Source organism: Desulfobacter sp., assembly GCF_050177295.1.
In genome coordinates this window covers 1-3,919 of the sequence record NZ_JBFXHE010000412.1, presented here as the reverse complement: position 1 = coordinate 3,919, position 3,919 = coordinate 1, and the positions used below count along the sequence as shown (strand labels likewise).

The 3,919-nt window shown below is 50.7% G+C and carries 5 protein-coding genes; all 5 read right to left on the bottom strand.

The window, feature by feature from the left end; translation table 11 throughout:
• Positions 1-81: 81 nt before the first annotated feature.
• On the bottom strand, positions 82-1,188 hold the full coding sequence (locus AB7U36_RS20115) for a DUF362 domain-containing protein (protein ID WP_428161415.1): 1,107 nt from the start codon (positions 1,186-1,188) through the stop codon (positions 82-84).
• 22 nt (positions 1,189-1,210) lie between these two features.
• The gene (locus AB7U36_RS20110) at positions 1,211-1,876 is read right to left on the bottom strand and encodes an ABC transporter permease (protein WP_428161414.1); all 666 of its coding nucleotides are present in this window, start codon (positions 1,874-1,876) and stop codon (positions 1,211-1,213) included.
• A gap of 2 nt (positions 1,877-1,878) precedes the next feature.
• Positions 1,879-2,565 carry an ABC transporter permease gene (locus AB7U36_RS20105; protein WP_428161413.1) on the bottom strand — a complete coding sequence of 229 codons (687 nt, stop codon included), beginning with the start codon at positions 2,563-2,565 and terminating at the stop codon, positions 1,879-1,881.
• An 11-nt stretch (positions 2,566-2,576) separates the two neighbouring features.
• A complete protein-coding gene (locus tag AB7U36_RS20100; protein ID WP_428161412.1) occupies positions 2,577-3,359 on the bottom strand; it encodes a transporter substrate-binding domain-containing protein in 783 nt (260 codons plus the stop codon).
• Between the two features lie 34 nt (positions 3,360-3,393).
• Positions 3,394-3,919: amino acid ABC transporter ATP-binding protein (locus AB7U36_RS20095; protein WP_428161411.1), on the bottom strand; the 526-nt coding region annotated here is incomplete at its 5' end.

Sequence of the window (3,919 nt, the reverse complement as noted above, 5' to 3'; positions counted from 1 at the left end):
ATTTAACCGAAAATATAGCATAAGTGTCTCCTTGAAAGCTGATTATTATGCATTCGTTATTGCCTGAAAATACATAATAAATCATCTTCCAAGAGAGTCCAATTTATTTTTCTGGAACACTATATTACCTTTTAAAACGGTGCAAACTCCGATACCTCTCTGGTTTGAAGAGAGGTGCCTGCCTTTGAACGCCTGGCCAATACAAAGAGAGGGGAAAATCTGTGTTTTTAAATTCGGATTGTTTTCCCGGATATTTCTTAGCGCAGATGAAAGATTTCCAAAGCAGGAGGAGCAAGCGGCTCTCTGGTCCACAATTGAGTTAATCCACTGTTTTATCTCTTCTTGGTCATGTCTGCTGAAAATGTTTTCTATGGTTGTATTATCGAGATTTTCAATGTCGCTGTCAGACGTATGGCCGTTACCGATGCCGAGTTTGTCTGCCAAGCAGAGATATTCAACCTCTTCATCGGAAAAACCCAAAAGACGGCAAGCATAGCTGTCCATGGCAACCGGATCTTTGGCAAGGAGCAGAAGATCCAGTTTTTGCGGTTTACCTCCTTCTTCCCAGTAAGGATCCGGATTTAAACCGTCGGCAAGGGCAAACGCCGGTTTTATACAGGTGTTGAGATAGGCAATAGGTTTGTGAATACCAAGAGTGTGATAGCGTCTTTTTTCTGTGTTTGGAATACATCCTTTCAGGTTTTTCAGGGCACAGGTCATTCGCGTTTGACCATGTCCCTTCACCAAAGGAAGGTTAATAAGACTTCCGCCATCTGCTTCAATGCCTGCAATGGTTGTACATATTTTAATTTCTCCCATGGGTGTTTTTCTGATGACCGAATCTTCTTTTTGCAGATCAATCAGGGGAATATTGAATTTTTGCGCAAGTGATGTATAGCCGCATACATCAAACGCTTTGGTCGTGGAAAAGCCTACCCCTGAGCCCTCTGCTATGATGATGTTTAAATAATTATGATCGGCAAGCCATTCAATAAGCCCTTCGGCAATGTCCGGCGTCGTTGTCGCGCCTGCCGATGCCGGTTTATTGACTACCAGATTGGGTTTTAAAAGCACAGGGGCATCTTTTTGGCCAAGCCAGTCCCATGCCGCTGCCTTTTCAAGGAGTAAGGTCACATCATCTTTCAGCTTCGTTCTGTTTTTATTTCTTTTAACCCAAACAGTGCTCATCAATCAGACCTCCCAAATATGGTTACGATTTCATCTCCAAATATTTTTCGATACATATCGCAAAAAAGATCAGGCATAGGTAGATGCATGCGGCGACCAGAAAAATTTCAACCGGTTTGTATGTTTTTGCCACCAGATTTCTGGCCGTGCCGGTGATTTCCATTAAGGTAACGGTGCTGGCAAGGGCACTGTCCTTAATGGTGTATACGACTTCGTTGCCGTAGGCGGGCAGGCCGATGCGAATCGCCTGGGGAAGCGTAATGCGGCGGAAAAGAATGGCCCGTGACATGCCCATGGCACGTCCCGCATCAATCTGCCCGGAAGGCACGGCCTGGATGGCCCCTCTGAACACCTCGCCGATGTAGCCGCCGCCGTTAATGACAAAGGCAATGGTAACGCACCAGAGGGGATTTTTCAGCACAGGCCAGAAAAAAGAGTCGCGTACCCATTGAAACTGGGACAGTCCGTAATAAATAAGGAAAATTTGGACCAGCAGGGGCGTTCCGCGGACAACAAAGATATATGCCTGTGCCGTCCGGCTGAGCAGCGGATATCTGGAGCCCCTGCACAAAGCCACGAAAATAGCAAATACTGTTCCTATGCTGAGGCCCAGTGCGATGAGTAAAAGACTGAGCCCTGCGGCATGAACCAATTGGGGCAGGGCGTATAAAATCAGGTTCCAATCCATGGTCAGACGCTCTTTCTGTATCCGCGGCTGGCCCGCTGTTCCAGATAATCAAGGATCAGGGTGCCCACGGCGGTCATTCCAAGATAAACCACGGCGGCAGCCAGGTAGAAGGTGAAGGGCTCTTTGGTGAAACCAACGGCCGATGCTGCATTTCGCATCAACTCATTGACCCCGATCACGGACAAGAGTGCGGTGTTTTTGAGCAAAACCATGAACAGATTGCCGATGCCCGGCAGGGCAATCCGCCACATTTGAGGAAATATCACCCGTCGGAAGGTTGCCAGGCGGCCCATGCCGAACGCTGCAGCGGCTTCCATCTGCCCCGGGTCCAGTGCCTGGGCCGCGCCCCGGAATACTTCTGTGGCATAGGCGCCGAAAATGATACCCAACGTAATGATTCCGTAGGTAACGGCGCTGATTTCGATATATTCGTCATACTCGAGAGCGGCTGCTGCATTGTTGATGAGCAGGCCGCTGATCAGGTAGGTTCCCAGAACGAAGAGCAGCTCCGGAATTCCGCGAACAACAATTGTGATCCCTTCTGCAGCCAGCACCAGCGGCCGGAACCCTGAACGTAGGGCCGCAACGCCTGCCAGACCCAGTACCAGTCCGATCCCGGTGGCCCAGGCTGCCAGCTTAACCGTTACCCAGGCACCCTGTAAAAGGAAAAGGCCATATCCGTGGAGCATGGTTTGTCCGGTTATTCTTTGCTGCCGTAGATATCGAAATCAAAATACCGGTCGGCCAGCTTCTGGTAGGTGCCGTCGGCCAGCATGGCATCAAGGGCTTTGTTGAAGCGGGTCTGTAATTCCGTATCAGACTTTCGCATGGCAAATCCGATCCCCTCGCCGATATACCTGCTGTCATTAACCGGGGCCCCTGCAATCACAAGGTCTTTGGCATTGGGTTTTTTGAGCCAATCGTTCATGTAAAGGGACTGACCAAGCATGGCATCAATTCTGCGGGCGATGAGATCCAGACAACCCAGATCAACGTTGTCATAATAGACGATGGTCGCATCCGGGAAGACATTTTTTACATAATTACCCCATATGGTGGCCCGCTGGACCCCGACCCGTTTTTCCCTAAGACCGTCCGGAGAAATTTTGATTTCCGAGCCTTTCACGACCGCAAAGTTGCCGGTTTCGGCATAGTATTTATGGGTAAAAGCCACAGCACGCTTGCGTTCCTCGGTTATGGACATGCTTGCAGCAACTACATCGATTTTGCGGGCTAAAAGTGCCGGAATAATTCCGTCCCAGTCCACGACGGTGAATTCACATGACCGGCCGATGCGTCGGCAGATCTCTTTGACCAGATCGACCTCGAATCCCAAGGGCGTTCCTTTGGTATCCACATAGTTGAAGGGTGGAAAGTTGCCTTCGATGGCCACCTTGACGGGTCTGTCCGCCGCCATGGCCGCCCCTGCGGATAAAACAAGGGCGGTCACGGCCCACACGATATATTGTTTAAACTTCTTCATACATTGTATCCTTCAATTGTTTTTTACGCGATTATCAAGTTTTAATGGTTGTCTTGTTCCTGCACAGGTTTTGCCGGGTAAGATACTTGGACAAAAAGGCTTTGCAGCGGGGGGAATCGGGATTTCCGATCACCTTTTCCGGCGTTCCCTGCTCCTCAATTCTGCCCTGATGGATAAACAGCACACGGTCGGACACTGCCCGGGCAAATGAAATCTCGTGGGTGACAATGAGCATGGTCCGTCCCTCTGCGGCCAGATCCCGGATGACCGCCAGGACGTCCACCACAAGCTCAGGGTCAAGGGCCGATGTGGCCTCGTCAAAGAGCAGAACCTGGGGTTCTATGGCCAAAGCCCGGGAAATGGCCACGCGCTGGCACTCCCCGCCGGAGAGTTCTCCAGGATAGGCGGCGGCCCGGGACATGAGCCCGACTTTTTCCAGAAGCACCATGCCCCGGGCATCGGCCTCTTTTTTGGGGACGCCGTGCACACTGACAAGGGCTTCGGTGACATTCTCCAGGGCTGTCATGTGGTCCCAGAGGTTGAAGTGCTGGAACACCATG

Coding starts and splice junctions, on each gene's coding strand:
- AB7U36_RS20110 (WP_428161414.1), bottom strand. CDS start 1,876: ATGGATTGGAACCTGATTTTATACGCCCTGCCCCAATTGGTTCATGCC.
- AB7U36_RS20100 (WP_428161412.1), bottom strand. CDS start 3,359: ATGAAGAAGTTTAAACAATATATCGTGTGGGCCGTGACCGCCCTTGTT.
- AB7U36_RS20105 (WP_428161413.1), bottom strand. CDS start 2,565: ATGCTCCACGGATATGGCCTTTTCCTTTTACAGGGTGCCTGGGTAACG.
- AB7U36_RS20115 (WP_428161415.1), bottom strand. CDS start 1,188: ATGAGCACTGTTTGGGTTAAAAGAAATAAAAACAGAACGAAGCTGAAA.